General features: G+C 66.1%; 5 protein-coding genes. All 5 read right to left on the bottom strand.

The features are described 5' to 3' along the window. Nucleotides 1-264: 264 nt before the first annotated feature. On the bottom strand, nucleotides 265-1,482 hold the full coding sequence (locus H0W38_RS15725) for a porin (RefSeq protein WP_292455767.1): 1,218 nt from the start codon (nucleotides 1,480-1,482) through the stop codon (nucleotides 265-267). Nucleotides 1,483-1,646: 164 nt separating this feature from the next. Beyond that, nucleotides 1,647-2,813: a deoxyguanosinetriphosphate triphosphohydrolase gene (locus tag H0W38_RS15720; protein WP_292455764.1), complete on the bottom strand. Its 1,167-nt coding sequence runs from the start codon at nucleotides 2,811-2,813 to the stop codon at nucleotides 1,647-1,649. A 16-nt stretch (nucleotides 2,814-2,829) separates the two neighbouring features. Beyond that, nucleotides 2,830-3,948: a 3-dehydroquinate synthase gene (aroB, locus tag H0W38_RS15715; RefSeq protein ID WP_292455758.1), complete on the bottom strand. Its 1,119-nt coding sequence runs from the start codon at nucleotides 3,946-3,948 to the stop codon at nucleotides 2,830-2,832. A 30-nt stretch (nucleotides 3,949-3,978) separates the two neighbouring features. Then, nucleotides 3,979-4,539 carry a shikimate kinase gene (locus tag H0W38_RS15710; RefSeq protein ID WP_292455768.1) on the bottom strand — a complete coding sequence of 187 codons (561 nt, stop codon included), beginning with the start codon at nucleotides 4,537-4,539 and terminating at the stop codon, nucleotides 3,979-3,981. A 27-nt stretch (nucleotides 4,540-4,566) separates the two neighbouring features. After that, the coding region (locus tag H0W38_RS15705) for a type IV pilus secretin PilQ (protein ID WP_292455754.1) at nucleotides 4,567-5,491 on the bottom strand (925 nt) is incomplete at its 5' end.

The raw sequence follows: 5,491 nt of genomic DNA, 5'->3' as shown, positions 1-5,491 counted from the left end.
CATAGGCGTGCAGGGCAACGCCGTGCTGTGCGGCGGCATCGCGCAGCAGCAGGAGCAGCGCACGCCTGTCGTCGTCGTCGCGAACCATGACTTGCCCGTGCTGCGCGCGCTGGCTCAGGAGATGCGGAAAACCGGCAACAAGAAGGCGGGGTAGACGGGCCATGAGGAAGAGCGAAGTATTCGAGGCGAAAAGAAGGGGGCACCCTCGGTGCCCCCTTCAGCGAGGCGCAAGCGCGCCTCAGCATTTTTTCGGAGATCGTCGCGTCAGAAACGGTGAAGGATACCGACGGTGATGCCGGTGCGCGAATCCGGCCCGGGGCCGGGTTGGTTGGGCCGCTTCACGAGAGTCAGATCGCCGCTCGTCTTGGTGTGGTCCACGATCGCATAGACCGAGCTGCGCTTGGAGAAACCGTACTGCGCGACAGCGGCGAAGTAGTCCACCTCGCCTTCCGCCGGAATGAACGGCGTGATGCCCTCTTGTTCCATGCGCCAGTACTGCGCGCCAATGTTGAGCGAGTTGGTCACCAGATAAGTGCCGCCGACGCTGAACATCTTGCGATCGTCGGAGCCGAAGCCGAAGGGGAGCGAGCTGAGGGAAGCTCCTGCGGGCGACGCCCCCGTGAGGATGCCGTTGTCGAATCCGGTGGCCGTGTAAAGGATCGCCGGCCCGGCGGCGCGACCGACCAGTCCGAGCGCCGGAATGGTGACCGGGATGGCCAGCTCTTCGTCGATGTCGTTCTGGATGTAGAAGGCGTTCAAGTACAGCTTGCGGTTGTCGTAGCCGATGCCGATCAGGCTGGCCTTGGCCTTGTGGTCGCCGCTGAACTCGCGCTCGAGGTAGCCACCACCGAGCGTGATGTCGCCGAACTTGTAGCGCGCCATGCCACCGATGGACTTGCCGTTGGTGAAGGTGGCGGCGCCCGATTCCTGGCCCCCTTCACCGGCGCTGACCTGGAGCTCCGCCACAAAGCCGCCCAGCGCAATCGCGTACTTCAACATGTTGTTGTTGCGCGCGCCGAGCGCCATGCCGATCTCTGGCTTGTACGACTCGAGAAAGGGGCCCATCGTCTTGAACGGCGAGAAAGCAAGGGCGGACACATCGAACAACACGTTGTACTGGCGACCGAGCGTCACCTGGCCGAAAGGCGTGACGAGTCCCACCCAGCTTTGCTGGAACTGCTCGCCGGTCTGGAGCGAGCCGGTGTCGCCGAGAAACCGGGATTCGATGTTGGCCAGCGCGCGATAGTTGCCGCCCAGATCCTCGGTCACCCGGATACCCCAGCGGCTCGGCGTGATGCCGCCCGCGGTGGTGTCGGCGCCTGCGCCGTTCACGGAGGTCAAGCGGTCGTCATTGTCGGAGCCCGCGTTGTCGATCAATCGAACGCCGACATCGACGACGCCGTACAAGGTGACGCTCGACTGCGCGTGCACGCTTGCGGCGATGGCCGACAGCGCCGCGAGGGCAACGAGGGACTTCTTCATGAGAACGGTCTCCTGGATTCTTGGATCGGTCACTGCGGCCCGCATGAGCCGCGGACTGCTCAGCCAAAGGCCCGTTGGCCACTGTCTCGCCGCAATATATCGACGGGGTCGGGCAGGCAATACGGGGGGCAACACTCAGTGTTGCAACATGCTGACGAAAAATGTCACTCAGGCGACACGGAGTGCTCCGCATCGAATACGTCGCGCCCCGTCATTCGCCGATGCTCACGAAGCGCATAGCGGTCCGTCATACCGGCGATGTGGTCGGCAAGGGCGCGATGGCGGTCACTGCCGGTTGCACCGCGCTGAGGCCACTCGGCTACGCCGGCATCGAAGGCCTCGAACAACTCTTGCACGACGCCCTGCGCACGCTCGGTGGTGGCCAGCACCTGCGGGTGGCGGTAAAGGCAACGAAACAGAAAGCGCTTGAGCGCGGCACTCTCCTGGCGCATCGAAGGCGAAAAGCCGATCACCGGGGGGCCGAGTCGGGCCGCGTCCGCGTCGGCCGCCGCCAAGGTCGCCAAGGCGACGCGACTGGCGTCGATCACGTCATAGACCTGCACCGACAGCAGGCGCCGCAGCGTCTCATACAGCAGCCGGCGGCCGGTCAGGCCCGGATGCCGGTCGCGCACTTGCGCAAGACAGCGCGAAACCAAAGGCACTTCTTCGAGTTGTTCGATGCCGATCAGCCCCGAGCGCACACCGTCGTCGACATCGTGGGAGTTGTAGGCGATCTCGTCGGCCAGGTTGCAGAGCTGCGCCTCCAGGCTCGGCTGCGTGCCATCGATGAAGCGCCGCGCAACCCCACCAGGCTCCACCGCCTCGAGCGCCCTCGCGTGACGTCCGGAGCAGTGCTTGAGGATGCCCTCGCGCGTCTCGAAGCTCAGATTGAGGCCGTCGAAGTCGGCATAGCGCTCCTCGAGCTGATCGACCACTCGCAGCGACTGCAGGTTGTGCTCGAAACCGCCGCTGGCCGGATCGGCGTTTCGCAGGCAGCGGTCGAGCGCGTCCTGCCCGGCATGACCGAAGGGCGTGTGGCCCAGGTCGTGCGCCAGCGCGATGGCCTCCACCAGATCCTCGTTCAAACCGAGCGCACGGGCGATGGAGCGGGCGAGTTGTGCGACCTCGAGCGAATGCGTCAGCCGCGTGCGGAACAGGTCGCCTTCATGGTTGAGGAAGACCTGCGTCTTGTAGACCAAGCGCCGAAACGCCGTGGAGTGGACGATGCGGTCGCGGTCGCGCTGATAGTCGTCCCGGGTCGGGGCCGGCGGCTCCGGGTGACGGCGCCCACGGCTGCGGGCCGGATCGCTGGCATAAGGCGCGAGGGCCATGCGGCCAGCGGCGACTTCAGCCGCCGTGCCGCGCGATGACCTCGCGCACCACCGCATCGGGCGCGCCGCGCAGCAACGCATGACCGAGCGAGTCGACGACCACGAACCGGATCTCGCCGTCCTCGGCCTTCTTGTCGAGCCGCATCAGCGCCAGATACTGCTCAGCGCCGAGCCTGGGGCCGACGATCGGCAAGCCGGCGCGCTCGATCAGGCGCGCGATCCGCTGCGCCGACTCATCGGGCAGGTGGCCGAGCCGCACCGACAGATCGGCAGCCATGACCATGCCGCAGGCCACCGCTTCGCCGTGCAGCCAGGTGCCGAAACCGAGCCCGGCCTCGATCGCATGCCCGAAGGTGTGCCCGTAATTGAGGATGGCGCGCAGGCCCGCTTCGCGCTCGTCGTGTGCGACTACCTCCGCCTTGATCTCGCAGGAGCGGCGCACGGCGTAGCGCAAGGCCGCCGCTTCCCGCGCCAGCAGCGCATCGAGGTGCTCTTCCATCCAGCCGAAGAACTCAGCGTCGGCGATCGGCCCGTACTTGATGATCTCGGCCAAGCCTGCACGCAATTCGCGCTCGGGCAGCGTGGCCAGCGTGTCGAGGTCGGCCACCACCGCCAGTGGCTGATGAAACGCGCCGATCATGTTCTTGCCGCGAGGGTGGTTGATGCCGGTCTTGCCGCCCACCGACGAATCGACCTGTGCCAACAGCGTGGTCGGCACCTGCACGAAGGGCACGCCGCGCATGTAGCTCGCGGCGGCAAAGCCGGTCATGTCACCCACGACACCGCCGCCGAGTGCATAGAGCACCGTCTTGCGGTCGGCGCCATGCGTCAGCAGTGCGTCGAAAATCAGGTTGAGCGTGGCCCAATCCTTGTGGTGTTCGCCGTCGGGCAGCTGGATCAGTTCGACCCGGGCGTGTCGCTTGCGAAGGGCGGCGATCAGCGGTTGCGCATAGAGCGGCGCCACGGTGGTGTTGGTCACGACCATCGCCAACGCCGACTTCGGCACGCCGTCGAAACTGGTCGCCTCGCCGATCAAGCCGTTGCCGATGCGGATCGGGTAGCCGCGCTCGCCGAGCGCGATATCGACTGTCTCGATCGGGTACCGGGGACTCTCGGACAAGGTGAAAACCGACATGCCCTCGAGTGTACGAGCGCTGCACAACCGTCAGACGGGCCGGGGCGGCTCCACGGGTGAAGGCACCCGCGACGGATCGACGAGGCCGGCCAACTCGAGCTGCATGAGGACCATGCCGACCAGCGTGTGCAAGGAGGGCCGACCGGTATCGATCACGTAGTGCGCGGCCTCGCGGTACAGCGGATCGCGCTCCCGGAACAACTGCTGCAAGCGCGCGCGCGGATCGGCGACCTGGAGCAGCGGGCGCTGCGTGTCGTGGCGCAGCCTGCGATGCAGCTCCTCGGGCGTGGAGCGCAAATAGATCACCGTGCCGGTGGCATGCAGGAGCACGCGGTTGGCTTTGCGCAGCACCGCACCGCCGCCGGTGGCCAGCACGCCTTCGGTGTTTGCCTTGGCACAGAGCTCCGCGATGACGGCCTGCTCCACGTCACGAAAGCGCGCCTCGCCTTCGCGCTCGAAAAAACAACGGATCGGCTCGCCGATCCGCTGTTCGATCACCGTGTCGGAGTCGGTGAAGGCCGCGCCGAGGCGGCGGGCGAGTTGCCGACCCACGGAGGACTTCCCGGAGCCGGGAAGTCCGACGAAGACGATCGTCTGGGATGCCGCCAAGCCAGCAGGTCAGCGAGCGCCGGTCCGGTCGGTCACGACCTTGGGCGTGAGGAAGATCAGCAACTCGTTCTTGTTCGTCGTGCGTGTCTTCGAGCGGAACAACACGCCCAGACCCGGCACGTCGCCCAGGAACGGCACCTTGGTTTCATCGACCTGTTCGGTCTGCTCGTAGATGCCGCCGATCACCACAGTGCCGCCGTTGTCGACCAGCACCTGCGTTTTCACGTGCTTGGTGTTGATCAGGATGCCCGAGGCGGTTTGCGCGCCCACGCTGTCCTTGTTCACGTCGACATCGAGGATGATGTTGCCCTCCGGCGTGATCTGCGGCGTGACTTCCAGCTTCAGCGTCGCCTTGCGGAACTGGATCGCCGTGGCGCCGCTCGAGGTCGCGGTCTGATATGGGATTTCAGTGCCCTGCTCGATGAGCGCCTTGACCTGGTCGGCCGTGATCACCCGCGGGCTGGAGATGATCTTGCCCTTGCCGTCGGCTTCCAGGGCCGAGATCTCCAGGTTCAGGAACCGGTTCATCGCCGAGCTGAACAAGGACACTGCGAAAGTCGCCGCGTCGTAGCCGCCCTGCCCCACGGCAGGCAAGTTGACGAAGTAGCTGTTCGGCGAGGGCTCGCCCAGCGTTTGGCCGATGTTGTTGATGGGTGGCGCCTGGCCGGTCGAGCTGCCGATGCCCAGATAGTTGCCGCCCACCGCGACCCGGCCGCCCGGCGCCGACGACGTGCCCAGCTTCACCCCGAGCGAGCGGCCGAAGGTGTCTGTCGCCTCGACGATGCGTGCTTCGATCAGCACCTGCCGCACCGGGATGTCGATGCGCGCGATCATCTGCGCAATCTCTTCCAGCTTGGTCGGCGTGTCGCTCACGAACAGTTGGTTGGTGCGGGTCTCGTAGACCACGCTGCCGCGGCTCGACAAGACACGGCCG

This window comes from Methylibium sp. (assembly GCF_013817365.1).
GTDB lineage: Bacteria > Pseudomonadota > Gammaproteobacteria > Burkholderiales > Burkholderiaceae_C > Methylibium.
Note: the sequence above shows the minus strand (reverse complement) of the source record. Positions and strands in the feature narration are given on the sequence as shown.

Excerpts from the sequence above, each read along its gene's own strand:
- H0W38_RS15725 (WP_292455767.1), bottom strand. The coding sequence starts at position 1,482 with ATGAAGAAGTCCCTCGTTGCCCTCGCGGCGCTGTCGGCCATCGCCGCA.
- aroB (WP_292455758.1), bottom strand. The coding sequence starts at position 3,948 with ATGTCGGTTTTCACCTTGTCCGAGAGTCCCCGGTACCCGATCGAGACA.
- H0W38_RS15720 (WP_292455764.1), bottom strand. The coding sequence starts at position 2,813 with ATGGCCCTCGCGCCTTATGCCAGCGATCCGGCCCGCAGCCGTGGGCGC.